We start from the raw sequence: 23,754 nt of genomic DNA on the forward strand, positions 1-23,754 counted from the left end.
AAGTGAAGGTGACGCCGGCTTAGATCTCGTCGATCGACGAGGATTCGAAGCGGGTGGAGAGATTGATGCCGAGCTCTTCCGCGGTGCGGTGCGCCTCGTCGTCGTTGTCGCGCAGGTTGACGGCGTTGCCGTCAGCGTTGAGCACCTCGACGTTCAGGCAGAGCGACTGCATCTCCTTCATGAGCACTCGGAAGGACTCGGGCACACCGGGCTCGGGGATGTTCTCCCCGCGCACGATCGCCTCGTACACCTTCACGCGCCCGAGGATGTCGTCGGACTTCACGGTGAGCAGTTCCTGCAGCGCGTATGCGGCGCCGTACGCCTCGAGCGCCCACACTTCCATCTCACCGAAGCGCTGTCCGCCGAACTGCGCCTTGCCGCCCAGGGGCTGCTGGGTGATCATCGAGTACGGACCGGTCGAGCGCGCGTGGATCTTGTCGTCGACGAGGTGGTGCAGCTTCAGGATGTACATGTAGCCGACCGAGATCGGGTACGGGTACGGCTCGCCGGAGCGTCCGTCGAACAGGCGCGTCTTGCCGGAGGAGTCGATGAGGCGATCGCCGTCACGGGTGACGAGCGTCGAATCGAGCAGGCCGGCGATCTCCGCCTCGGAAGCGCCGTCGAACACCGGCGTTGCCACCTTGGTGTTCGGTGCTGCCTCGAGCGCCTGCTGGGAGAGCTTGGCCGCCCACTCAGGGGTGCCCTCGACCTTCCAGCCCTGCTTCGCGATCCAGCCGAGGTGGACCTCGAGGACCTGACCGAAGTTCATGCGGCCCGGGATGCCCAGCGGGTTCAGGATCACGTCGACGGGCGTGCCGTCTTCGAGGAACGGCATGTCTTCGACCGGGAGGATCTTCGAGATGACGCCCTTGTTGCCGTGACGACCGGCCAGCTTGTCGCCCTCGGTGATCTTGCGCTTCTGAGCGATGTAGACGACCACGCGCTGGTTCACGCCGGAGCCGAGCTCGTCGTCGTTGTCGTTCTCGGCGTCGAACACCTTGACGGAGGTGACGGTGCCCGAGACGCCGTGCGGCACCTTGAGCGACGTGTCGCGCACCTCGCGGCTCTTCTCGTTGAAGATCGCGCGGAGCAGGCGCTCTTCGGCGGAGAGCTCGGTCTCACCCTTCGGGGTGACCTTGCCGACGAGGATGTCGCCGGGGGTGACCTCGGCGCCGATCCGGATGATGCCGCGCTCGTCCAGATCCTTCAGCGCCTCCATGCTGGCGTTCGGAAGGTCACGCGTGATCTCCTCCTTGCCGAGCTTGGTGTCGCGGGCATCGACGTCGTACTCCTCGATGTGGATCGACGAGAGCGTGTCGTCCTTCACCAGGTTCTGGCTCAGGATGATCGCGTCCTCGAAGTTGTGACCCTCCCACGACATGAACGCGACGAGCAGGTTCTTGCCGAGCGCGAGCTCGCCGTTCTCCGTCGCGGGACCGTCGGCGATGACCTCGCCGGCCTCGATGCGCTCGCCTGCCTTGACGATGACCCGGTGGTTGTAGTTCGTGCCCTGGTTCGAGCGGTCGAACTTGCGCATGAAGTAGCTCTTCGAGCCGCCTTCGTCCTCCTGGATCGTGACGAAGTCCGCAGAGACCTCCTCGACGACGCCGGACTTGGCCGCGGTGATCACGTCACCGGCGTCGATGGCCGCATAGCCCTCCATACCGGTTCCGACCACGGGCGACTCGCTGCGCACGAGCGGAACGGCCTGACGCTGCATGTTGGCGCCCATGAGCGCGCGGTTCGCGTCGTCGTGCTCGAGGAAGGGGATCAGCGAGGTCGCGACCGACACCATCTGACGGGGCGAGACATCCATGTAGCCCACGCGCTCGGCGTCGACCATGATGACCTCTGAGCCGCGGGGGCGCGCGAGCACCTGCTTCTCGGCGAACGTTCCGTCCTGGGTGAGCGGTGCGCCGGCCTGCGCGATGAGGTACTCGTCCTCTTCGTGCGCGGTGAGGTAATCGACCTGGTCGGTCACCTTGCCGTCGACGACCCGGCGGTAGGGCGTCTCGATGAAGCCGAACGCGTTGATGCGCGCGAACGTCGCGAGGGCGCCGATCAGGCCGATGTTCGGGCCTTCAGGGGTCTCGATCGGGCACATGCGGCCGTAGTGGGACGGGTGCACGTCTCGCACCTCGACGCCTGCGCGGTCGCGGGAGAGACCGCCCGGGCCCAGCGCGGAGAGACGGCGCTTGTTGGTCAGGCCCGCGAGCGGGTTGTTCTGATCCATGAACTGCGAGAGCTGCGACGTTCCGAAGAACTCCTTGATCGCGGCCAGCACGGGTCGCGTGTTGATCAGGGTGTTCGGCGTGATCGCCTCGATGTCCTGCGTCGTCATGCGCTCGCGCACGACGCGCTCCATCCGGCTGAGGCCGGTGCGCACCTGGTTCTGGATCAGCTCGCCGACAGCGCGGATGCGACGGTTGCCGAAGTGATCGATGTCGTCGGTCTCGAGGCGCAGATCGACCGGCTTGCCCTCGCGGGTGCCGGGGAGGGTCTCGGTGCCGGCGTGCAGTCCGACCAGGTACTTGATCGTCGCAACGATGTCTTCGAGCGACAGCACCGAATCGGTGATCGGCGCATCGACGCCGAGCTTGCGGTTGATCTTGTACCGGCCGACCTTCGCGAGGTCGTAGCGCTTCGAGTTGAAGTAGCTGTTGTCGAGCAGTGCACGCGCGGCCTCGATGGCCACCTGCTCGCCCGGACGCTGCTTGCGGTAGATGTCCTTGAGCGCCTCTTCCTGCGTGACGATCGCGTCCTTCTCCAGGGTGAGTGCGATCGACTCGTAGCCGGCGAACTCCTCGAGGATCTCCTCGCTCGTCATGCCGAGCGCCTTCAGGAAGACCGTGACCGACTGCTTGCGCTTGCGGTCGATGCGCACGCCGACCTGGTCGCGCTTGTCGACCTCGAACTCGAGCCACGCACCGCGGCTCGGGATCACGCGGGCGGTGAAGACATCCTTATCGCTCGTCTTCTCCTGCGCGCGCTCGAAGTACACTCCGGGGCTGCGGACGAGCTGCGACACGATGACGCGCTCCGTGCCGTTGATGATGAAGGTGCCCTTGCCGGTCATGATGGGGAAATCGCCCATGTAGACCGTCTGGCTCTTCAGCACCTGCGTCTCGGTGTTGTAGAACGCCGCCTCGACGTACAGCGGCGCGGCGTAGGTCTTGCCGCGCTCCTTGCACTCCTCGATGGTGAACTTCTGCTCGTCGAGAATCGGGTTCTCGAACGACAGCTGCATCGTTCCGGCGTTGTCTTCGATCGGCGAGATCTCATCGAAGATCTCCTCGAGGCCGCTCTTGAGCGCGATGTCATCGCGCCCCTGAGCTTGCGCCTCGACGACACGTGATTTCCACGTGTCGTTGCCGACGAGCCAGTCGAAGCTCTCGAGCTGCAGTGCCAGCAGGTTCGGCACCGACAGCGTGTCGGAAATCTTGGCGAAGGAGAGCCGCTGGTGATCGCGGCCGTTCTTCGGGTTCTGGGTGGACGATGCGTTGCGCGCAGCAGCCAAGGAAACTACCTCCGTGGGCCCCGTCGGGCCGGTTGACCTGGTCTTGCGAGAATTGCTTCAGGATCACGCAATCGAGGCTCATCTGCGCTTTCGCGCCAGCTCCCGGGGCCTACCGATATATGCAGGCACACTCGTGTCCGTAGTGCAACTGTCAACTGTAACAGCATCGTTATCGCATGTCCAGTGCCACATTCCGAATCGCGACGTCATGGGGATCACGCCTCGGATTCGCCTCGGTCGGCCGTTCGCGGAGGCGCTCACAGGCGTCTCGATTACCGTATCGGAATGGCCCCCTCCGACAGCGCTCCCGCTCCTCGACCGCAGCCGTCGGCAGCAACCCGACGCACTCCCCCGCCCGCCGCAGTGGCGGCGTCCATCGCCACCGTGCTCCTGATCGCGGCCCTCGGCGCTTACCAGCGCTTCGCACAGACGAGCGTCTTCGCGATCGATACCTGGTGGGCCGACACGGTGTCGATCGAGCGCGGATCGGCCCTCTTCGCGGTCGCCGTGTTCCTCGCACAGGTCGGCGACGGGATCGGAGCGGCGGCGTGCGCCGCGATCCTCGGAGCGCTCTGCTTCGCGCTCCGCAGACCGAGAGACGGGGCCGCGATCCTCACCGCGGCGGTACTCGGCGTCATCGCGTCGGAGGCCGTCAAAGCGCTCACCCTGCGCACGAGACCGACCGGCCAGCTCTTCGAGAGCTTCGGCGCCTCATACCCATCCGGGCACTCCATGGGTGCCGCCGCGCTGGCCGTCTCGGTCGTGCTGGTCGTCATCGGCTCCGAACGCATCGATGCGCGACTACGAAACTGGATCATCGCCGCGGCGGCGCTCTGGATCGTCGCCATGATGTGGAGCCGCACGGCCCTGCACGTGCACTGGCTCACCGACACCGTCGCCGGCGCTCTGCTCGGCATCGCCGCCGCGGTCATCGCCCGCCGGCTCTGGTTCGGCCCGGCATCCGCTCCAGCGATCCGTCGTTGACATGGCGCCGAGGCCGGTGCCTCCGACGGGGCGTAGGCTGGACCGCATGAGCGACGCGCCGGCCGACCACCCGCAATCCGCAACGGAGACCGTGATCTTCGGAGCCGACTGGTGCGGGGACTGCCGCCGCGCCAAGCTCATCTTCGATCGCTCGTCGGCGCCGTATCGCTACATCGATCTCGTGCAGGATCCGGCGGCCGCGGAGGTGGCCCGAGATATCAGCGGGCGCACCAACATTCCCGTCATCCTCTATCCCGACAGCAGCCACCAGGTCGAGCCGTCCAACGCCGACATGCTGCAGAAGATCGCCGAGCTCCGGCTCGGGCAGCCGTGACCCAGCTTCCGGCTGCGGTAACCCTGTCGTCGGGCCTGCGAGCCGAAGTCGAGGAGGATCGCTGGGTGCCGGGAGCCGTGCAGCTGCTCGTCGACGGCACACCGCAGTCCCATGTGAACCTGGGCGATCCCTCGGAGCTGTTCTTCGAGTACATCCGGCGCATCGGCCATGTCATCGACCTGTTCCGCCCCGGCGGGAACCCCGTCTCCGCCCTCCACCTGGGCGGAGGAGCATTCACCCTGCCCCGCTACATCGAAGCCACGCGGCCCGGAAGCCGCCAGCAGGTCATCGAGCTCGAAGGCGCGCTCGTCGATCTCGTTCGCGAGGCGGCCCCGCTGCCGAAACGAGCGAGCATCCGGGTGCGCCGCGGTGATGCGCGCGAGGTGCTGGGTCGGCTGCCAGACGGGATGCGGGGAGCGATGGACCTCGTCGTCGTCGACATCTTCGCCGGCGCACGCACTCCGGCGCACGTCTCGAGCACCGAGTTCTACTCCTTGCTGCGGCCGTTTCTCGCTCCCGACGGCCTCATCGTGGTCAACGCCGCCGACGGCGCCGGTCTCCCGTTCGTGCGCGGGCAAGCGGCGACGCTCGCGAGCCTCTTCGCGTCGACGGCCGCGGTGGCCGAGCCGCAGGTGCTGAAGGGCCGCCGCTTCGGCAACGTCGTCTTCATCGCCTCCGACACCGACCTCGAATCCCTCGATTGGCTGCCGCGGCTGCTCGCGGGCGGCCCGCATCCCGCGCGCATGCTCGTCGGGCGGGAGTTCGACGACCTTGCACGCGGCACGTCCCCGGTGACGGACGAGACGGCGGTCGACTCCCCCGAGCCGGCGCGGGCGCTCTTCGAGCGGAACTGAGCGCATGGCGGATCTCGCGCGCGTGCGCGTGTGGGCGGACGCGCTCATCAGGATGCACCTCTCGTCGGCAGATCGCACCGAGCAGCGGTGGTCTTTCGCGTTCGACAACGCCAAGCGGCGCGCCGGCCTCTGCAATTACACGGAGCGGCGCATCACGGTGTCGCGGTATCTGGCGGAGAAGTTCGACGACGACGAAATCCACCAGGTGCTGCTGCACGAGGTCGCGCACGCGCTCGCGGGGCCCGCGGCTGGCCACGGCGCCGCCTGGAAGGCGATCGCGCGGGAGATCGGGTACGTCGGCGGCGTCACCCATCACGGCGAGATCGCCCACGAGCGAGCCCCGTGGGTGGGGCTCTGCTCAGCGGGGCACGAGCACTTCAGATTCCGCAAGCCCACGCGCGTGCACTCCTGCGGCAAGTGCGCGAAATCGTTCTCGCCCAGCCACGTCATCACCTGGCGCAGACGCTGAAGCTGACGACGCAGGATCGGGGGCGAGCCAGAGTCAGCAGCTGATCGAAGACAGCGCCTGACGCAGCAGCGCGCCGCGGCCGTTCGAGAATTCCTCCAGCGTCGCCGGAGCCGTCGCCTCCTCGGGCGCCATCCACGTCACCTCGAGCGCATCCTGACGGGGGTTGCACGTGCCGGTGACCGGTACGACGTAGACGAGCGAGACAGCGTGCTGCCGATCATCGACGAAGGGCGAGATCCCAGGCATCGGGAAGTACTCCGCCACCTGTGCCGGCACGAGCGCGGCTGGCATCTGCGGGAAGGCCATCGGCCCGAGATCATTCTCGAGGTGGCGGAAGAGCGCTTCGCGCAGCGTCTCGCCGTAACGGACCCTGCCGGACACGAGCGATCTCCGCATCACGCCTTCGGGGGTGCTGCGGAGGAGGAGACCGACTTCGACCACCTGACCGAGCCCATCGAGCCGCACCGGCACCGCCTCAACGTACATGATCGGCATCCGGCCGCGCACGAAGCTCAGCTCGTCCTCACTGAGCCACCCGGGGTTGCCCGGCGGCGTCGGACGATCCTCTGGGCCATCGGGGTCGGGGAACTCGGCCGTGTCGATCGTCATTCCTTCACCCGTCCCGTCGTGGTCGCCGCCCGGGTCGCGGCGCGACCGAGCACGTCCCATCCTGCCACGCCGGTCTCTCCTGACGTACGTGGCGCGCCTCGCCTAGGCTGTGAGACATGCAATCGCACCCCGACTCCGCGCACTCCGGCTCCCGACGCGTCGCCATCGCTCAGATCGCGAGCCCCGACGACGAGACGCCGCAGGAACGCATCGAACGCGTCGAAGAGCTGCTGCGGCGATTGGAGCACGTCGATCTGGTCACGCTGCCCGAGCTGTGGAGCGCCGGGTACTTCGCGTTCGACCGGTACGCCGAGCGCGCTGAGTCCCTCAATGGTCCGACGGTTCGGATGGCGCAGCGGGTGGCCCGCCATCTCAGCAGCGAGGTTCATCTGGGGAGCATCGTCGAGCGGGGCGCCGACGGGCACCTGCACAACACGGCCGTGCTGGTCGACGCGAGCGGCCGTGTCGTTCAGACCTATCGCAAGATCCACGTGTTCGGCTATCAGTCGCAGGAATCTCAGCTGCTCACGCCGGGGCACTCGCTGAGCGTGACCGCAGCAGCACTCGGCGCCACAGCGAGCACGACGTGCTACGACCTCCGATTCCCCGGGCTCTGGCAGGAGCTCAGTACGCGCGGAGCGGAAACTGCGATCGTTCCAGCGGCTTGGCCCGCCGCGCGACGCGAGCACTGGCGGCTCCTCACCCAGGCGCGAGCCGTGGAGCACCAGCTCTGGGTCATCGCCACGAACGCGTGCGGCAGTCAGGCCGGAGTGGAGCTCGGAGGATTCAGCCGGGTCGTCGACCCCTCAGGGCGCGTCGTCGCCGAGTGCGGCGACGGTGAGGAGGTGCTGATCGTCGATGTCGACCCTGCGCAGGTCGGCACGGTGCGCGCCGAGTTCCCGGTGATCGACGATCGACTCGGCATCGACGACTACCGCGCGCTCTCCAACTGACGCGGGGCGCGCGAGCGCCGCTACTCGGGAACGATGGCGACGTCGGGACCGAGGATCGCCGCCGACGCCTCCATCTGCTGCTCGGCCGTCACCCCGAAACGCGTCGTCGCGAGAAGCTCGCCCGATTGGGCGAGCGGCGTGATCGAGAGGTTCGTGCGCGCGAGCAGGTCGCCGGCTGCCTCCTGCTCCGCGCTCCAGTCGTAGTGCATGTACGTGAGGATCGCCGTGGGGTTCTCGATGGCGACCGCCCCCGATGCCGGATCGCGCACCGCTTCGAAACCCGCGATCACACCGGTGCGCTGGGCGAGTTCGAGCTGGGTGTTCAGCATGTTGCCGACCGAGTACCACACGAGTGCGCGCCCGCCGTCGGACCGGTCGAGCCAGGCGACCGGCTGCAGCACGTGGGGTCCGGTGCCGATGATGACGTCGGCGCCGAGATCGGCGACCCGCTGCGCGAACGCGGTTTGCTGATCGTTCACCTCGTGCGAATCCTCCGTGCCCCAGTGAGCCGACACGACCACGACATCGGCGAGTTCGTTCGCCTGCGTCATCAGATCACTCACGAGGGCGTCATCGCTCATCATGTTCAGCGACACCCCGTCGATGGGTGCGTTCGAGTACTCGGCGAAAGAGACCAGCGCGAATGTCATCCCGTCCTGTTCGAATACGGGAACGACGCGCTGCTCCTCGGCGCTCCGGTTCGCACCGTCGACGGCGGCGGGCGTCAACCCGTCCCAGACGCCTCGGGTGCCGGCGATGCCAGCAGCGCCGAGATCGGCACTGTGGTTCGTCGCGAGATTCACGAGGTCGCAGCCCGCCACTCCGTGCAGTGCTCCGGCGAACTCCGGGGGCGCGTTGAACGTCGGGTAGCCGCTGACGCCGAAATCTGCTCCGGCACTCGGCACCTCCTGGTTGCAGAACGCGACGTCTGCGGCTTCCAGCTGCGGGGCGATGCCAGAGAAGAACTGTCCGTAGTCGTATGCGCCATCGGGCTGGAGGGCATTCGCATTGACGGAATCGTGCGGAAGCATGTCGCCCATGGCGATCACACGCACACGCCCGTCCTCCTCTTCCCCTGCGGCGGGATCCGGTTCGGTCGCCTCCTCCGGCTCGACGGTCGGTGACGGGTCAGGGGTCGGCGACGCATCCTCGGCGGTGCTGGGTGCACCGGGTTCGCGATCGGGGCCCCAGACGAGCGCCGCCGCGGTGCCGCCGAGCCCGAGCACGACCACCACGACGGCCGAGATGGCGATGATGCGGCGCGTGCGACGGGGGAAGCGTCGCTTTCCGGTGACCGCGATCGGGGTGTATGCCGCCGGCATGCTTGCCTGATTCTCCCTGCCGTCCTGCATGGCACCAGCGTAGCCGGGACGAGCCGGGCCTCCTCCGCGCCGCTCCGGGCGAAACGAGTCAAGGCTATGCGCCGCGGCAGTCGGCGGCACCCGCCCCGGTAGCATGAACGCATGGCCCCGAGACAGTTCAGCACGGTCCTCGCGGTGCTCTCCATCTCAGCGGCAGCGATCGCACTCGCGGGTTGCGCACCCGAGCCGGAGAGGTCGCCGCAGACGGATACTGGTGATTCCCCGGCCCCGACGGCGTCCCGGGAGCCGAGTGCCGACGGATCGGGTGCGCCCGAATCCGCCGCATCCGAGTTCGATACGAGCGCGCACTCGCTCGATGACCCCGCCTCGATCTGGGTCGTCACGAACAAGACGCGCCCGCTCCAGCCGATCGATTTCGCGCCCGACGATCTCGTGATGCCTGCGGGGGTGGAGAACGAGTTCGCCCAGCCCTTGCGCGAACCGGCCGCGCGCGCCGTGGAGTCTCTCGTCGCCGCGGCCGCCTCGGCCGGCATCGATGTGCGCATCATCAGCGCGTACCGGGACTACGCCACGCAGGTCGCGCTCTACGACGGATACGTGTCGCGCGACGGGGCGGATGCAGCGGATACCTATTCCGCACGCCCCGGGCATTCCGAGCATCAGACCGGTCTGGTCGTCGACTTCGACGATCACGGGGAGTGCTACCTCGCCGGGTGCTTCGGCGATACGCCGGCTGGCGTCTGGCTCGCCGAGCACGCCGCCGAGCACGGGTTCATCGTGCGCTATCCCGATGGCAAGCAAGACGTCACGGGGTTCATGCCGGAGCCCTGGCACTTCCGGTACGTCGGCACCGAACTCGCCGCAGAGATGCGCGAGAGCGGTGTCACCACGCTCGAAGAGTTCTTCGGTCTCCCGAGCGCTCCGGGGTACGTCCCGTGAACGGCGCGGAGGCCCGCACGATCCGGGTGAGCGCCGTCGTCATGCGCGACGCCGACGGCCGCGTGCTCAACGTGCGCAAGCGCGGCACCGCCTCGCTCATGCTCCCGGGAGGCAAGCACGAGCCGGGCGAACTCGCGATCGACACAGCTGTGCGGGAGTTCGGTGAGGAACTCGGTGTCTCGCTCGAGCGCGATGCCCTGCGTCTGATCGGCGTGTTCCGAGCACGTGCGGCGAACGAACCGGGGCACGTCGTCGAGGCGACGGTGTTCGAGCACCCCTTCGTAGCCCCAGCAGGCTCAGCGAGACCTCACGCCGAGATCGAGGCGCTCGAGTGGGTCGATCCACGGGATCGGCGATCCGACATGGCTCCGCTCAACACCGACGTCATCTTTCCGAAGCTGATCGGCGATACGGCACCCCGCTCGCCCTGAGCCCTCTGGCTCCGCAGCAACTGATCACCGCGCGCTGGAGGGCGTCGCGACGTCGAGTCCGAGGAGCGCATTCTCGGCGACCTCCATGAGCGCCGGATGAATCCAGTACTGGCCTCGCGCCGCGGTGTGCGCATCGATGCCGAAGCTCATCGCCGAGATCACCACCTGGATCAGGTTGGACGCCTGGTACCCCATCACGTGGGCTCCGAGAATGCGCCCGTCCCTGCGGTCGGCGATCACCTTGAACACGCCAGAGCTGTCCTCGAGCGCCCAACCATAGGCCGTGTCGCCGTACGCCTGCAGATACGAGGTGACGTGCTCCGCTCCGAGAGCGGTGACGGCCTCCGCCTCCGTGAGTCCGACCTGCGCAACCTCCGGGTCGGTGAAGACTGCGGACGGAACGGCGTCTCGCCGCGACTCGCGGAGATCGTCCGGGTGCTCGAGATTGTGCGCCACCACGCGCGCCTCGTGATTCGCGACATGCTTGAGCTGAGCAGCCGAGCTGATGTCGCCGAGCGCGTAGAGCCCCCGCACCGGCTTGCCGCCGGAGAGCACGCGCTGGAAGGAGTCGACGGCGATGCGGCCATCGGGGTGCAGATCGAGGCCGGCCTCGGCCGCTCCGACACGGTCGGAATTCGGCCTGCGGCCCGTGGCGACGAGCACGATGTCGGCAGCGACGCGCTCTGCACTGCCGGGCTCTGCGTGGAGTGCAGGCGAGCCGCTCGGAGCGAGGTCCGCGATCACACCGCCGTCATCGGCATGACGGATCGCGGTGACATCTCGATCGAGCCTCAGATCCCACTGCCGCGCCGCTTCCGCGGTGAAACGCGAGGCGATATCCGCATCCGCCCGCTTGAGCAGCTGGGCACCGCGGTGCACCTGCACGACCTCGGAGCCGAACGCCGAGAACACGTTCGCGAACTCGGCGGCGATGTATCCGCCGCCGATCACGAGCACGCGCTTCGGCAGCTCCGCCAGCCGCATCACCGTGTCCGAGGTGTGCACGTGCGGCAGATCGATGCCGGGGATCTCCGGCAGGACGGCGCGGGACCCCGCCGCGATGACCAACTGCGCGGCGTCGACGCGTGCACCATCGGAGCTCTCGAAGCTGTGCGTGCCCGTGAGCCGCACCTGCTGGGAAATCAGCTCGACATGGTCGAGGTCGTCGCGACGATAGCGCTCTCCGGCAGCGGAGATCGCGTCGATGCGACCGAAGATCCGGTCCCGCATGCCGGGCCAGTCGACGGACTCCGTGCGCTGCACGACCCCCAGACGAGCAGCCTCCTCCGGCACCCGGGCGAGGGCGGCGGGCCGCACGAACATCTTCGTCGGGATGCAGCCGACGTTCAGGCAGGTCCCGCCGAAGACGCCCGCTTCTGCGATGACCACGCGGCGCGAGTCCCAGAACGGCGTAATGAGGGAGTTGCCCGACCCGGAGCCGATGATCGCCAGGTCAGCCGCAGAATTCTCCATACCGAGATCCTACGGCTGACCCGGTGAGCCCCGTGCCGCCGCCCCGCGCCGGAGCATCGACCTTAGAAGGACTGGCCGTCGAGCCACTCCTTCGCGATGTCGGCAGCCGAACGCTCATCGTTCACGCTCTGCCCGTTGAGCTCGACGAGGTCCTCCGGGCTCAGCGCCGCGTCGACCTCGTTGATCACGCTCTCGGCCTGATCATCGATCTTCTCGCTCGCGATCGGCACGACATGCGAGGCGAGGAAGATGCCCTTCGTGTCTTCGAGGGTGACGAGGTCGTTCGCGGCGAGCGACGGATCCGCGGAGTAGATGTTCGCGAACTGGATCGCGCCGTCCTTGAGGGCCTTCACCGTCAGCGGCCCACCGCTGTCCTCGATCGGCGTGAACTGCACGCCTTCGATGCCGTAGGTCTCGGCGAGCCCGGCCGGACCGTACGGCCGCGTCTCGGCCTCCGAGTTGGAGCCGAACGTCAGCGGGTCGGTGACGTTCCCCAGGTCCTCGACCGTCTCGAGATCCCACTTCTCTGCGAACTCGCGAGTCACGACGTACGTGTCCTGATCCGTGGCGGGAGACTGCTCGAGCACGCGCAGACCCTCTGGCATGGCTTCCACCAGCGCGTCGTAGACCTCGTCCGATACGCGCTCCGGCGCGTCGGCCTCGAAGTACTGGAGCAGGTTTCCGCTGTACTCGGGGAACAGGTCGATCTTGCCGCTCTCGATCTCGGGCAGGTAGACCTCGCGCTGCCCGATGCGGAACTGCCGATCGACGTCGAACCCGTCGGCTTCGAGCGCCTGTGCGTAGATCTCAGCGATGATCTCATTGGAGTAGTAGTCCTGCGAGCCGACGACGATCGTGCCGCCCTCGGCGGAAGCGGTGTCGCCTGCACCCCCGTCCTCGGAGAGCGGGTCGCTGCTCGAGCAGCCGGTGAGTGCCGCGGTGAGCGCGATGGCTCCTGCGGCGAAGGCGGCGCCCCATCGGGCGGAGCGCAGTGCGGGTCGACGTTGCATGGTCGGTTCCTCTCGGTCGGGAGTGCGTTCGGTGGGGTGGGGAGTCGTGGGCGGGTCAGCCCGTGGCTTCGGGCACGCGTGCGATCCGGCGACTCGCCATGCGCTGGAACAGCGCCAGCAGAATCTCGAGCAGGAGCGTCAACGCGATGACGAGGAGCGCACCGGCGAGCATGAGCCCGTAGTCCCGCGACTTCAGCCCGGAGAACAGATACCGGCCGAGGCCGACGTCGGAGGTGTACGCGGCGAGCGTCGCCGTCGACACCACCTGCAGGGTCGCGGCGCGCACGCCGCCGATCATCACGGGCAGCGCGAGCGGGAGCTCGACCCGCAGCAGCACCTGCACCGGGCTGAACCCCACGGCTTTCGCGGCTGACGGGATCGATGGCTCGATCGCGCTCACTCCCGCGTACGCCCCGGCCAGCAGGGACGGGATTGCGAGCACGATCAGCGCGAGCACGGGCGCGGTGATGCCGATCCCGAGCGCGAGGCCGAACAGGGTGAGCACGCCGAGCGTCGGCAGCGCGCGCGCGGCGCCCGCGAGTGCTCCGACGGCGCCGGCCCCGCGACGGGTGTGCCCGATGACGGCGCCGAGCGGGAGCGCGATGATACTCGCGAGCAGGAGCGCTCCGAGGGCGAGGGCGAGGTGCTGCAGCAGTCGCGCGGGGATGCCCCCGTTTCCGCTCCAGTTCGCGGGGTCGGTCAGCCAGGCGATGGCGTCGGCGAAGAGGTTCACGCGCGCTCCCCCGCCTCTGCCGCGGCAGCCGGACGGTGCCGATCAGCCGAGCGCTGCGATACCCGGCGGGTCCACGGCGTCAAGGCCCGACCGATCGCGAGCACCACGACGTCGAGCAGCAGCGCGAGCAGCACGGTCGCGATGACGCCCGTCCAGATCTCGGCGAAGATGCCGCGCTGAAACCCGTCGGTCAGCAGGGTGCCCAGGCTCTGCACCCCGATGAGCGCACCGAGCGTGACGAGACTGATCGTCGACACCGACACCACGCGGATGCCTGAGATCAGCACGGGTACCGCGAGCGGCAGATCGACCCGCCAGAACAGCCCGCGAGGCGCGAACCCGATCGCCAGCGCAGCGTCGCGGAGCTGGCCGTCGACCGAGGCGAATGCGTCGCACGCCGTGCGCACGAGCAGAGCGACGCCGTACACGCTCAGAGCGGCGACCATCGTCTGCCACGAGCGCAGCGAAGTGCCGATGACCGCCGGGATGATGATGAGCAGGGGAAGCGCGGGAATGGCGTACGCGAGGGAGGCGACCGAGAGCAACGGGCCGCCGAGCCGTGGCTTGCGGAACGCCAGGCGCCCGATCGGCACCGCGATGATCACGCTGATGAGGATCGCCGGAACACTCAGCAGGAGGTGCTTGACGGCGAGTTCGAGCACGAACTCCCAGTTCGCAATCGGCCAGTTCACGGTTCGAGCACTCCGACGGGACGACCGGTCGCGTCGACGGCGAGGCGCTGGCCGCCGTCCTCGACGATGTGCAGGCGGCGCTCGCCGCGGTCAGCGCCCACGAAATCGCGCACGAAGTCGTTCGCCGGGCTGCCGAGAATCTCGGCGGGGGTGCCGCGCTGCGCGATCCGGCCGCCGGCTTCGAGCACGACGACCTCGTCTCCGAGCAAGAACGCTTCGTCCACATCATGCGTGACGAAGAGGATGGTCTTGCCCAGCTCGGCCTGCAGTCTCAGCAGTTCTTGCTGCAGCTCGCGACGCACGATCGGGTCGACAGCCCCGAACGGCTCGTCCATGAGCAGGATATTCGGATCGGAGGCCAGTGCGCGGGCGACGCCGACGCGCTGCTGCTGGCCGCCGGAGAGCTGCGCCGGGTATCGCTCGGCGAGCGCCGGATCCAGCCCGACTCGTTCGAGGAGCGCACCCGCAGCCCGTCGCGCTTCGCGGCGCGAGGTCCCGGTGAGCACGGGCACCGTCGCGACGTTGTCGGCGACGGTGCGATGCGGTAGCAGGCCGCCCTGCTGCAGTACGTACCCGATGGAGCGCCGCAGATCGACGGCGTTGCGATCGCGCACGTCTTCACCGTCGATGAGCACCCGGCCGGAGGTCGGTTCGACCATCCGGTTGACCATGCGCATGAGCGTGGTCTTGCCCGATCCGGAGGAACCGACCAGCACCACCGCGCGATGCGACGGGACGGTGCACGAGAACTCGTGGACAGCGGTCGCACCGCCTGGGAACACCTTCGAAACCCGTTCGAACTCGATCACGTGGCCCCCTCGGTGCTCGCGCCGAAGGCGGCGCCGTGATTAAACCCTAGTCCTCCAGGGGTGGAGGTGTACAAGCCCTTGTGATCGAATCGTGCTCTCCGTTATGCGCCCCGACGGCCTGCGCCTGGAGCGAGTCCAGTGCTCGTCCCGCTTCAGACCGCGAGGGCCGCGACGAGCGCTTCGCGCACCCGGGCGATGCCGCGGTCGAGCTCCTCCGCGGTGATGGTGAGCGCCGGCAGGAACTTGAGCACCTCGTCTCGGGCACCGGACGTCTCGATGACCACGCCCCGAGCGAACGCCTCCTGGGAGACGGCACCGGCGAGCTGAGGTCGAGACGGCGACGCGAGCCCGTACATCAGCCCGCGGCCGCGCACGGTGAACTCGGCGGCCGGGAATTCCTCGGCGATGCGTTCCAGCGCTGCGCGCAGTTGCGTCTCGCGCTCGGCGATCGCATCGGTGAAGGCGGTGTCGGCCCAGTACGTTTCCAGAGCAACGCGTGCAGAGACGAAGGCGAGATTGTTCCCGCGGAACGTGCCAGTGTGGGCGCCCGGCTTCCAGACGTCGATCTCCGGCCGCATCAGCAGGATCGCCATCGGCAGGCCCGACGCCGAGATCGACTTCGACACGGTGACGAGGTCGGGCACGATGCCCGCCTGCTCGAAGCTGAAGAACGCACCGCTGCGCCCCACACCCGACTGGATGTCGTCGACGATGAGCAGAATGCTGCGCTCCTCGGTGATCGCGCGGAGACGCTGCAACCACTCGGCACGTGCGACGTTGATGCCGCCCTCCCCCTGAATGGTCTCGACGATCACCGCAGCGGGGAGGTCGAGACCCGACCCCGGATCGTCGAGCATGCGCTCGAGCAGGTCGAGGGTGTCGATGCCGCCGCCCAGGTACCCGTCGTACGGCAGTCGTGCGACGTCGCCGAGCGAGACACCGCCCGCTGCACGGTACTTCTCGTTCCCGGTGGCGGCGAGCGCACCGAGGCTGAGGCCGTGGAAGCCGTTGGTGAAGGCCACCACATTCTGTCGCCCGGTCGCCTGGCGCGCGAGCTTCAGCGCTGATTCCACCGCGTTCGCCCCCGTCGGGCCGGTGAACTGGATCTTGTAGTCGAGGCCGCGCGGTGCGAGCACCAGACGCTGGAACGCTTCGATGAAGTCGCGTTTGGCGGATGTCGCCATATCGAGGCCGTGGATGATCCCACCGCTCTGCAGGTACTCGACCAGCGCACGCGTGAACGCCGGATTGTTGTGCCCGTAGTTGACGACGCCCGCGCCGCTGAAGAAGTCGAGGTACTCGCGGCCGTCTTCTGCGGTGAGCACCGAACCCTGCGCGCGTTCGAAGACGACGGGGAATGAACGAATGTACCCGCGCACCTCGGACTCGTACTGATCGAACACTGCAAGGTCGCTCATGGATCCAGCTCTCTCTCTTCTACCTTCGCGATGCGCGGGGGTACCGCGCCGGCCTCGATCCGGCGCGGGGTGAAGCGCCGATCTCTTCCTACCGAGGATAGGCGGTTTCCCGAGCTCTGCGGGCCAGGCGGGCGGCGAGAGGTACGAACCTCTGAAATGAGTGGAGGATTGGCCGCGTCTTCGCGTACGGGCGTGAACCGAGGTTCTCGAGCGGCCAATCCTCCAGCGAGGTGCAGGACACCTCGGCAGCTGCATGCTCCCAGTCGCTAGGGGGGGGGTGGGTGGTCCTGCGAGCATGTGCTGCACTGCAATACTCGCTCGCCGGTGCTCTCATGAGACGCCAGTGCCGGCACAACCCGGAGCGCAGGCCTGCTTTGCAGTATCCGGAGCGGTGGGCTCCGCATTCGTCGAGTCCTTCGACAGCATCCGCCTGGCGTGCCTGCGCATCGTCCGTGTCGCGGGTTATCATGCAGAATGCTCTCATCCGGCTCGGGCAACGACGATGCGGTCCCCGCTCGTGCGACGCTGTCTGAGCGAGTGCAGCGTCTGGGGACGTTCAGTTGGGCGGCCCTCGGCGCGATCCTCCTCGCCCTCGCGATCGCGTGCGGAATCAGTGCACTCAGCGGCATTCTGGCGCCGCTGCTGATCGCGGTGGTCCTCGGCGCAGTCTTCGAACCCATGATGGTCGCGTTGCGGCGTCTTCGGCTCCCGGCTTCTGCGGCCGCTGCCATCACCCTTCTGGCCGCCGTCACCGTCGCTGTGGGCCTCGGCTTCGTGATCTTCCTCGGCTTCACCCAGCAGCTGCCCGAGATCTCTCAGCAGCTGTGGGAGAGCTGGCGTCGTCTCCTTGCGACCCTGAGATCGTCCGGTCTCGACGTCTCGTGGATGAACCAGGTGCGCGAGTCGACGAATCACTCCTTGCCGCAGCTCGGGTTCGGACTGCTCGGAGCGTTCACGAGCGCGTTCTACGGTTTGGTCACCTTCGTCGTGAGCACGTTCCTCGCCCTGTTCTTCCTGTTCTTCACGTTGCGCGACAGCAGCGTGTTCCCCGCGTGGCTTGCACGGCGGACGGGCGTTCGGGAACGCATCGTGATCGAACTCGACGGCATCACACGCCGTTCGCTCCGTCAGTATTTCAAGGGCGTGGCGGTCACCGCTCTCATCACCGCCCCGATCCTCATCGTGCCGTTGCTCCTGCTCAGAGTGCCGCTGCTCGTACCCATCACCATCCTGTACTTTGCACTCTCCTTCATCCCGTACATCGGAGCCTGGATCACCGGCGCGTTCGCCGTGCTGGTGGCGTTCGGATCGGGTGGCGCGTTCGCCGCGCTGATCGTCGGAGCGAGCCTCATGGTCTCCAACGGCACTGTCCAGAGCATCGTGAGTTCGTGGGCTCTCGGCGCGACGTTGCGGCTCCACCCCGCAGCGGTGCTGCTCGCCACGCTCGTCGGGGGCACCGTCGCCGGTGTCCTCGGAATGGTGCTCGGGCCTCCGCTGATCGCGATTGCGCGGCAGGCGCAGGGAATCGGCCGGGCTCCACGCGCGAACGGGCGGGGAAGGGACGGCGATCCGGGGCCCGCGCCGTCCTGATGCAAGCGCAGCACGCAGCGATCGCGCCCTCCCCTGGGTTGTCAAGGGGTGCTGGAAAATGTCCGACTGCGTTTGACTGAGACGACTTGGGCATTTCTTGTCAGGGGACCTTCCTCCGCTACCTGAGGTGAATTCAGGAGCTGGTATGGGATCGATACGCTACGACGGACTCACGACCCACTTCGAGGATCGACTCCTCTCCCACCTGCAGATCGTCATCGTGCAGAAACTCATGCGCGAAGAGTCTTTCCTCATGTCGTGGAAGGACAACGCGAACGCCGGGGACGGGCGGAGTTCGATCTGGCTCTCGCCGGACGTCTCCATCACGTTCAAGTTCTTGGGAAGTCGAGTTCCCGAAATCAACACGGACTGGCTCCTGCGCCTCGGTGAATCCGCCAATGCCACCACGGGTCTCCTCGTGACCAAGGAGGATGGCTCGCTCGCGGAAGCGGAAGCGGAGGGGAACCAGTACCCGGGGAACCTGCGCGAGCATCGGTAGGCACTCACGGGGCGGCGGTGCCGCGTCGGTGGGACCCGTCAGTTCAGGAGTGCGCTGGCACCGAGTTTCGCCTCGAGCGAGTCTCGGCTCGTCACGCCCAGTTTGCGCATGATTCGATACATGTGGCTGTCCACGGTGCGGACGCTGACCACCAGTCGCGACGCGATCTCGTGGTTGCTGAGGCCGTTCACCGCGAGCGTCGCAACTTCTTTCTCCCGCTTCGAGAGGGCCATGCCCATGCCCCCGAACCGAGTGGTGTTGAAGACCCGGCCACTGAACCGAGCGCGGAGCTTCCGTTCGTCTCCCAAGGCTTCGTCGCGACGCTCGAGCCGCTGCTCGTCGGCGAACAGTTCAGCGGCCCGGCCGTAGGCGGCCAGCGCGATGCCGGTTCGGCGGTACCGCTCGAGAGCGCGTGCGGCTTCGAGCATGGCATCGGCGTCGCCCTGCAAGCCTGCCTCGAGATACCGCCCCTGCGCTGCGAGCACCACCGCCTCGGGGTGCTGATCGAGCAGGTGCAGCGCCTCTGCGAGGCGATCGGCGTCCATCTTCATCTCCAGCGAGGCGAGCATGCCGATCTGCGCAGCGAACACCGCCCCGCGATCGCGCAGCGCTGTCGACGCTTCCCACAGCACATTGGCCGCGCTCTCGGCGTCGCCGTCGAGTATCTTGACCTGCGCTTCGGCCCAGGCCGCGCTCTGCATCGGCAGCGCAAGATCTTCGGTATGCCCCGACCGCAAGAGATCAGCGTACTTCGTGCAGAGCGCCACCTGGCCGCGCGCCGCCGCGAGGATGCAGGCCGAGATGAGAACGGTGGCGCGGCTTCCCGGCGGCAGCGGAGCGAGCTCACCCGTCGAGAGCGCGACGTCCAGGAGCTCTCCATGCGCCCGCATATCTCCGCTGTGCAGATGCGAGAACGCGACGGCACCGGCGAAGGTGCGGAACGAGTGCACGTCGAGGTTTCCACGCGCCTCGTCGAGCCCGTTGTTCAGATCTCGACTTCCGGCTTCGTACGCCCCCTGCGCGAGCAGGCTGATGCCCTGCACCGAGCGAGCCGCGGCGCGTTCACCCTGTGGATCGAGGCGACGAAGTTCGTCGTACACCCGATTTCCGTCTGACAGTCGACCGGCGATGATCAGGACGCGGAGCTGCGTTTCGAGGAGCGCGGTCTGCACCGGCACCGGCAGGTCATCGGTGACTTCGAGTACGATCTCGAAGCCTTCGGGGACGGACCGGAAATCGGCGAGGATGCTGATGCGCTTCGCGTCGAGCATCCTGCCGTAGCTGGCGAGTTCGCGGGCGTGCGCGTCCAGGTACACGAGGGCTTCATCGATCTGACCACGGTTGTAGGCGAGCCAATCCGCCCGGCGGGAACAGTACTCGGCCCTGGCCGCGATATCGCCGCTTCTCTCATCGGTCTCGGCGAACACTCGCGCGATGCTCGGCTCTGAGGCGGCCATTCCGGCCTGCGTCAGGATGTCGACGTATGCGTTCGCGGTGTGAACGTCTGCGTTCTTCTCCCACTCGTACCCCGCCACGAGCTGCCGGGTCTTGAGTGATTCGCGCAGCATTCCGGCGAAAAGGGCGTCCTGTTTCTCGCCGGCGCCGTCCAGGTCGTTCCAGGTGCGCTCGAGCTCGAAATTGAGCGACGCACTTCCGAGGGCTGAGAGAATCTTCTCCGTCAGCCGGATGCGTCGCGCTGACAGCGGGTCATGCCTGAAGTAGCTGGTGAACAGCGGCGGCACGACGGAGACGTAGTTGTTCCGCGTCCCCTGCGCGAAGGCGATCATCGCCCGTTCCTCGAGCACCTCGAGCGTCGACCAGTCCACGAGCGTGCGCACCGTCTCGACGTCGGCAAGACCCACCATCGCGATGGTCTCCAGAGCATCTCGAGATGCCGCGTCGAGGCTCTCCAGGTGCATCTCCATGACGGCGCGGAGCGCTGGGCTCCACAGCTCACCGGTCGCGGTCCAGAGCCGACCATCGATCTGCACCAAGCGGTTCTCGCGCACGGTCACGTCGACCAGGGAAAGCGCGAGCCCCACGTTGCCGCCGGTCTTCGTGTAGAGACGTCTCGAGGTCCCGGGTTCGATGTCGGCACCGAGGTATTCACTCATGACCGCGTCGAGATCTTCGAATCGCAGTGGGAGCATGTCGATGACGTACGTCGGCGACAGCGTCGAAGCCGGAAGCCCGCTCGGAGTGTGCCGGGCTCGGAGACCCTGCAGGCGAGAGATGACGATGGGCACCCCGGTCGTGCGCCGCACGTATTCGATCACGCCCCACGAGACCTCGTCGAGGTCGTCCCAGTCGTCCAGGAAGTACGCGCTTCGCGCGTTCGCGACCTGCTCGGTCAGCTGGCGCCCGACGTCTTCGATGACCGCATCGATGCGTCGCGTCGGCGACAACTCGGCGATGCCGGACAGCGCGATCGCCGCAAATGGGTTCTGCTTGAGCGAGGCGACCCCGCGAATGCGATGCACCGTCCATCCGGCGTCTTCGAGCCTCGTCGCGAGGGCCTCCATGAACGCCGTGCGCCCACTCCCCCTGCTGCCGACGATGTCCACGCTCAAGCCGTTCTCGACCAGGCTCTGCGCCTTCGCGAGGCTGCGATCTCGACCTTTCACCGGGAGATCCCCTCTCCTCATCGACCACACCGTCCGCGGCCAACGGTAACACGCGAGCGGTCTCCGGCGTGAGGGAGAACATCGAGGTTGAAATTCGAGTGCATGCCGAGGACGGGGGCGAGCCAGCGGAACGATCGCGATGTGATCCGTGAATGTCTCGTGCGACTGGCGTGCATGACTCCCCCTACGTTCCCTAGGCGAAATTGAAGCCTATGGTTCCGAAGACGGGCGCTCGCGCAATAGCGCTGAGTTCCAGCGTCAGACGGAATGTTTCACGCGCGAAGCAACCGGTCGATAGGTAGCCGGCTCAGCCGATGCAGTACTGAAGCCGCGCGGGAAGTACTGGGAATGCTCCCTCGTTGCGCAAGGAGGGAGGACGACGAAGGCCGGCGAGAGGAGTCCTCTCGCCGGCCCGTGAGGCGCGCTGACTACGAGCGCCAGCGCGTCACCGTCGCAGAATCAGGCGTCGACCGTCGCCGCTACCGCCTCGACTCCAGCCTCCAAGTTGCGACGCAGGGCAGCGCCGAGCTCGGCGTCGACCTGGCTCCAGTATCCGATCGCCCGCTCCCGAATCTCGGGGCTCTGCACACCGCCGACCGCACCGGTGATGGTTTCGAGGAAGCGCGCTCGAGCTGCAGCGTCGAACACCTCGCGGTACAGCGTGCCGGCCTGGCCGAAATCGTCGTCCTCCGCGTGCAGCGTCGCCGCCGTGCGCACGAGCTCACCGTCAGATTCCCATGATCCGACGCCAGCAGCAGCCGCATCTGCACGCGGTCCGCCCTTCGAGTTGGGGGCGTAGACCGGCGTGCTCGGCGAGTTGAAGCCGTGGCGCTGCGCGCCATCCTGCGAGTAGTTGGCCACCGGGGCGATCGGGGCGTTGACCGGGATCTGGTTGTAGTTCGTGCCGACGCGGTACCGCTGCGCGTCGGGGTACGAGAAGACACGAGCCTGCAGCATGCGATCGGGGCTGATGTCGATGCCGGGCACCGTGTTCGCCGGCGAGAAGGCGGCCTGCTCGATCTGGGCGAAGAAGTTCTCCGGGTTGCGGTTGAGCGTGTGCACGCCGACCTCGATCAACGGGTAGTCCGCGTGCGGCCACACCTTGGTGAGATCGAACGGGTTGAACCGGTACGTCTTCGCTTCCTCGTACGGCATCACCTGGACCGACACCTTCCAGGACGGGAACTCGCCGCGCTCGATCGCGTCGAACAGGTCCCTGCGGTAGTAGTCGGCATCTGCGCCGGCGATCGCCTCGGCCTCCTCGCTCGACATCTCGACATTGCCCTGCAGCGCCTCGAAGTGGTACTTGACCCAGAAGCGCTCGCCGGCCGCGTTGATCCACTGGTAGGTGTGCGAGCCGAAGCCTGGCATGTGGCGCCAGGAGCGAGGCAGACCGCGGTCGCCCATGAGGTAGGTGACCTGATGAGCCGACTCCGGCGAGAGCGTCCAGAAGTCCCACTGCATATCGGCGTCGCGCAGGCCCGAGCCGGGCAGGCGCTTCTGCGAGTGGATGAAGTCGGGGAACTTGATGCCGTCGCGGATGAAGAACACCGGAGTGTTGTTTCCGACGATGTCGTAATTGCCCTCCGACGTGTAGAACTTCACCGAGAAGCCGCGAACGTCGCGCCACGTATCCGGCGATCCCTGCTCACCGGCGACCGAGGAGAAGCGCTGCACGGTCTCCGTTCGGGCGCCCGGCTGGAACAGCGCGGCACGCGTGTAGGCCGAGACGTCGCCGGTGACGACGAACTCGCCGAACGCGCCGCCTCCCTTCGCATGCACGATGCGCTCCGGGATGCGCTCCCGGTTGAACTGCGCGAGCTTCTCGACGAGGTAGCGATCATGCAGAGCGATCGCGCCGTCTCGCCCTGCGGCGAGCGAGTGCTCGTCGCTCGCGACGGGCGTTCCGGTTTGGGTCGTGGTGTCGGGTGTACTCATGTTGCTCCTCGGGAGTTTCGCGCATGACGAATGGTGCCCCGAACTCGAGGCGATCCTGCGTATTCGACTATGCGGCCGAGACGGCGCAGCCGGGGCAGATGCCCCAGAACGTCACCTCGGCGGTCTGTACGGTGAAGCCCCCCGTCTCCGACGGGGAGAGGCACGGCGTGTGACCGACGACGCAATCGACGTCGGCGATGGCTCCGCACTGGGAGCACACGACATGATGATGGTTGTCGTTCACGCGCCGCTCATAGAGCGCCGCGGATCCTGCCGGCTCCACGCGTCGGGTCAGCCCCGCCGCGGTCAGGTCCGCCAGGATGTTGTGCACTGACTGGATCGATGTCGTCGGCAGCGCACTCGCGACCACTCGGAACACATGATCCGCGTCCGAGTGAGGCATGGAGGCGAGCGCATCGAGCACGGCCAGGCGGCCTGCGGTCGCTCGCAGACCGACGCCGCGCAGCGCTTCCTCGGTGCTCGTCTCCATACCGATCATCCTACGCACTTATTTTGAGTTATTCAAATAAAGGGTCGCGTGTCGCGCGGTTCGCGG

21 protein-coding genes are annotated in these 23,754 nt (G+C 67.4%); 9 read left to right on the forward strand and 12 right to left on the reverse strand.

The features are described from left to right. Positions 1 to 19 precede the first annotated feature (19 nt). A complete protein-coding gene (locus JE033_RS04920; RefSeq protein ID WP_200329817.1) occupies positions 20 to 3,517 on the reverse strand; it encodes a DNA-directed RNA polymerase subunit beta in 3,498 nt (1,165 codons plus the stop codon). Positions 3,518 to 3,802: 285 nt separating this feature from the next. On the opposite strand from JE033_RS04920, the gene JE033_RS04925 reads away from it, so the two are divergent. From JE033_RS04925 to JE033_RS04940, 4 genes are read left to right on the forward strand one after another with little or no spacing between them, the layout of a single operon-like run. Next, on the forward strand, positions 3,803 to 4,501 hold the full coding sequence (locus JE033_RS04925; RefSeq protein WP_200329819.1) for a phosphatase PAP2 family protein: 699 nt from the start codon (positions 3,803 to 3,805) through the stop codon (positions 4,499 to 4,501). 46 nt (positions 4,502 to 4,547) lie between these two features. After that, positions 4,548 to 4,835, forward strand: a complete 288-nt coding sequence (locus tag JE033_RS04930; RefSeq protein ID WP_200329821.1) for a glutaredoxin domain-containing protein — start codon at positions 4,548 to 4,550, stop codon at positions 4,833 to 4,835. Beyond that, entirely contained in the window at positions 4,832 to 5,689 is an 858-nt protein-coding gene (locus JE033_RS04935; RefSeq protein WP_200329828.1) for a fused MFS/spermidine synthase, read from the forward strand. Before JE033_RS04930 ends, JE033_RS04935 begins: the two co-directional genes overlap by 4 nt. Before the next feature lie 4 nt (positions 5,690 to 5,693). Further along, entirely contained in the window at positions 5,694 to 6,158 is a 465-nt protein-coding gene (locus JE033_RS04940) for a SprT-like domain-containing protein (RefSeq protein WP_090147076.1), read from the forward strand. Positions 6,159 to 6,191: 33 nt separating this feature from the next. On the opposite strand, the gene JE033_RS04945 is transcribed toward JE033_RS04940, so the two are convergent. After that, complete coding sequence (locus JE033_RS04945; RefSeq protein WP_090147474.1) at positions 6,192 to 6,767, reverse strand: NUDIX hydrolase family protein; 576 nt, start codon at positions 6,765 to 6,767, stop codon at positions 6,192 to 6,194. Between the two features lie 116 nt (positions 6,768 to 6,883). On the opposite strand from JE033_RS04945, the gene JE033_RS04950 reads away from it, so the two are divergent. Continuing rightward, on the forward strand, positions 6,884 to 7,720 hold the full coding sequence (locus JE033_RS04950) for a carbon-nitrogen family hydrolase (RefSeq protein WP_200329830.1): 837 nt from the start codon (positions 6,884 to 6,886) through the stop codon (positions 7,718 to 7,720). Positions 7,721 to 7,740: 20 nt separating this feature from the next. Here the strand turns inward: JE033_RS04950 and JE033_RS04955 are convergent, their stop codons facing one another. Continuing rightward, a complete protein-coding gene (locus tag JE033_RS04955) occupies positions 7,741 to 9,072 on the reverse strand; it encodes a CapA family protein (protein WP_200329832.1) in 1,332 nt (443 codons plus the stop codon). Positions 9,073 to 9,183: 111 nt separating this feature from the next. Between JE033_RS04955 and JE033_RS04960 the strand changes: the two genes are divergently transcribed. Together JE033_RS04960 and JE033_RS04965 are read left to right on the forward strand one after the other, a co-directional pair. Beyond that, a complete protein-coding gene (locus tag JE033_RS04960) occupies positions 9,184 to 9,981 on the forward strand; it encodes a M15 family metallopeptidase (RefSeq protein WP_200329834.1) in 798 nt (265 codons plus the stop codon). Continuing rightward, positions 9,978 to 10,412, forward strand: coding sequence for an NUDIX domain-containing protein (locus tag JE033_RS04965; protein WP_090147068.1), 435 nt, complete (start codon positions 9,978 to 9,980; stop codon positions 10,410 to 10,412). Before JE033_RS04960 ends, JE033_RS04965 begins: the two co-directional genes overlap by 4 nt. A gap of 24 nt (positions 10,413 to 10,436) precedes the next feature. On the opposite strand, the gene JE033_RS04970 is transcribed toward JE033_RS04965, so the two are convergent. The 6 genes from JE033_RS04970 to ectB all read right to left on the reverse strand — a co-directional run bounded on the left by JE033_RS04970 (position 10,437) and on the right by ectB (position 16,547). Further along, the gene (locus tag JE033_RS04970; protein ID WP_090147066.1) at positions 10,437 to 11,885 is read right to left on the reverse strand and encodes a mycothione reductase; all 1,449 of its coding nucleotides are present in this window, start codon (positions 11,883 to 11,885) and stop codon (positions 10,437 to 10,439) included. A gap of 62 nt (positions 11,886 to 11,947) precedes the next feature. Then, positions 11,948 to 12,895, reverse strand: a complete 948-nt coding sequence (locus JE033_RS04975; RefSeq protein WP_090147064.1) for an ABC transporter substrate-binding protein — start codon at positions 12,893 to 12,895, stop codon at positions 11,948 to 11,950. Between the two features lie 55 nt (positions 12,896 to 12,950). Beyond that, entirely contained in the window at positions 12,951 to 13,628 is a 678-nt protein-coding gene (locus JE033_RS04980) for an ABC transporter permease subunit (RefSeq protein WP_090147062.1), read from the reverse strand. Continuing rightward, a complete protein-coding gene (locus tag JE033_RS04985; RefSeq protein WP_200329836.1) occupies positions 13,625 to 14,320 on the reverse strand; it encodes an ABC transporter permease subunit in 696 nt (231 codons plus the stop codon). The genes JE033_RS04980 and JE033_RS04985 overlap by 4 nt, the downstream gene beginning before the upstream one ends. After that, a complete protein-coding gene (locus JE033_RS04990) occupies positions 14,317 to 15,129 on the reverse strand; it encodes an ATP-binding cassette domain-containing protein (RefSeq protein ID WP_090147058.1) in 813 nt (270 codons plus the stop codon). The genes JE033_RS04985 and JE033_RS04990 overlap by 4 nt, the downstream gene beginning before the upstream one ends. A 152-nt stretch (positions 15,130 to 15,281) precedes the next feature. Then, complete coding sequence (gene ectB, locus JE033_RS04995) at positions 15,282 to 16,547, reverse strand: diaminobutyrate--2-oxoglutarate transaminase (RefSeq protein ID WP_200329838.1); 1,266 nt, start codon at positions 16,545 to 16,547, stop codon at positions 15,282 to 15,284. Positions 16,548 to 17,021: 474 nt separating this feature from the next. Between ectB and JE033_RS05000 the strand changes: the two genes are divergently transcribed. Both JE033_RS05000 and JE033_RS05005 read left to right on the forward strand, forming a co-directional pair. Beyond that, positions 17,022 to 18,137, forward strand: a complete 1,116-nt coding sequence (locus tag JE033_RS05000; RefSeq protein ID WP_200329840.1) for an AI-2E family transporter — start codon at positions 17,022 to 17,024, stop codon at positions 18,135 to 18,137. A gap of 145 nt (positions 18,138 to 18,282) precedes the next feature. Further along, positions 18,283 to 18,636, forward strand: a complete 354-nt coding sequence (locus JE033_RS05005; protein ID WP_200329842.1) for an ATP-dependent DNA ligase — start codon at positions 18,283 to 18,285, stop codon at positions 18,634 to 18,636. Positions 18,637 to 18,674: 38 nt separating this feature from the next. On the opposite strand, the gene JE033_RS14885 is transcribed toward JE033_RS05005, so the two are convergent. The 3 genes from JE033_RS14885 to JE033_RS05020 all read right to left on the reverse strand — a co-directional run bounded on the left by JE033_RS14885 (position 18,675) and on the right by JE033_RS05020 (position 23,688). Continuing rightward, a complete protein-coding gene (locus JE033_RS14885; RefSeq protein ID WP_200329844.1) occupies positions 18,675 to 21,260 on the reverse strand; it encodes a helix-turn-helix transcriptional regulator in 2,586 nt (861 codons plus the stop codon). Positions 21,261 to 21,719: 459 nt separating this feature from the next. After that, a complete protein-coding gene (locus JE033_RS05015) occupies positions 21,720 to 23,198 on the reverse strand; it encodes a catalase (protein ID WP_090147047.1) in 1,479 nt (492 codons plus the stop codon). Positions 23,199 to 23,265: 67 nt separating this feature from the next. Next, positions 23,266 to 23,688: a Fur family transcriptional regulator gene (locus JE033_RS05020; RefSeq protein WP_200329846.1), complete on the reverse strand. Its 423-nt coding sequence runs from the start codon at positions 23,686 to 23,688 to the stop codon at positions 23,266 to 23,268. Positions 23,689 to 23,754 lie beyond the last annotated feature (66 nt).

The organism is Leucobacter sp. L43 (genome assembly GCF_016597785.1).
Classification (GTDB): domain Bacteria; phylum Actinomycetota; class Actinomycetes; order Actinomycetales; family Microbacteriaceae; genus Leucobacter; species Leucobacter alluvii.

What these genes read in the sequence shown, in the direction of transcription:
- JE033_RS04925 (WP_200329819.1), top strand. Translation starts at nt 3,803, where the DNA reads ATGGCCCCCTCCGACAGCGCTCCCGCTCCTCGACCGCAGCCGTCGGCA.
- JE033_RS04930 (WP_200329821.1), top strand. Translation starts at nt 4,548, where the DNA reads ATGAGCGACGCGCCGGCCGACCACCCGCAATCCGCAACGGAGACCGTG.
- JE033_RS04940 (WP_090147076.1), top strand. Translation starts at nt 5,694, where the DNA reads ATGGCGGATCTCGCGCGCGTGCGCGTGTGGGCGGACGCGCTCATCAGG.
- JE033_RS04945 (WP_090147474.1), bottom strand. Translation starts at nt 6,767, where the DNA reads ATGACGATCGACACGGCCGAGTTCCCCGACCCCGATGGCCCAGAGGAT.
- JE033_RS04950 (WP_200329830.1), top strand. Translation starts at nt 6,884, where the DNA reads ATGCAATCGCACCCCGACTCCGCGCACTCCGGCTCCCGACGCGTCGCC.
- JE033_RS04955 (WP_200329832.1), bottom strand. Translation starts at nt 9,072, where the DNA reads ATGCAGGACGGCAGGGAGAATCAGGCAAGCATGCCGGCGGCATACACC.
- JE033_RS04960 (WP_200329834.1), top strand. Translation starts at nt 9,184, where the DNA reads ATGGCCCCGAGACAGTTCAGCACGGTCCTCGCGGTGCTCTCCATCTCA.
- JE033_RS04970 (WP_090147066.1), bottom strand. Translation starts at nt 11,885, where the DNA reads ATGGAGAATTCTGCGGCTGACCTGGCGATCATCGGCTCCGGGTCGGGC.
- JE033_RS04975 (WP_090147064.1), bottom strand. Translation starts at nt 12,895, where the DNA reads ATGCAACGTCGACCCGCACTGCGCTCCGCCCGATGGGGCGCCGCCTTC.
- ectB (WP_200329838.1), bottom strand. Translation starts at nt 16,547, where the DNA reads ATGAGCGACCTTGCAGTGTTCGATCAGTACGAGTCCGAGGTGCGCGGG.
- JE033_RS05000 (WP_200329840.1), top strand. Translation starts at nt 17,022, where the DNA reads ATGCTCTCATCCGGCTCGGGCAACGACGATGCGGTCCCCGCTCGTGCG.
- JE033_RS05005 (WP_200329842.1), top strand. Translation starts at nt 18,283, where the DNA reads ATGGGATCGATACGCTACGACGGACTCACGACCCACTTCGAGGATCGA.
- JE033_RS05015 (WP_090147047.1), bottom strand. Translation starts at nt 23,198, where the DNA reads ATGAGTACACCCGACACCACGACCCAAACCGGAACGCCCGTCGCGAGC.
- JE033_RS05020 (WP_200329846.1), bottom strand. Translation starts at nt 23,688, where the DNA reads ATGGAGACGAGCACCGAGGAAGCGCTGCGCGGCGTCGGTCTGCGAGCG.